Origin of the sequence: Halorubrum sp. SP9, from assembly GCF_005435015.1 — an archaeon.
GTDB classification, from domain to species: Archaea; Halobacteriota; Halobacteria; order Halobacteriales; family Haloferacaceae; genus Halorubrum; species Halorubrum sodomense.
Window position 1 is genome coordinate 1 of record NZ_SGXU01000666.1, and the last position, 253, is coordinate 253.

1 pseudogene is annotated in these 253 nt (G+C 53.8%); it reads right to left on the bottom strand.

Going from position 1 to position 253, the window contains the following annotated elements:
* Window positions 1–253: pseudogene (locus tag EXE45_RS18935) on the bottom strand (IS5/IS1182 family transposase); the annotation flags it as partial.

The following is a 253-nucleotide window of genomic DNA, read 5'->3' on the forward strand; positions in this document are numbered from 1 at the left end:
TGAATCGTGAGTTCAGCACGTTTCGTGTAGTGTTTCGAAGCGTGACTACGGTCGAACCCCGACGCATCAACACCAACAACTCCGCTTGTCGGAAGTAACGTCGCTGAGAGAGTCAAAATGATACGCCACACAGCCATATCAAGCCGGTTGAACGCCTTACACAGCGTTGAAGCAGTAGGAAGCTCGGTTAGCCCGAGGACACGACGGATGCGTGGCATCTCGATCAGTTCGTCAAGTAGGCCACGGTAGGTCG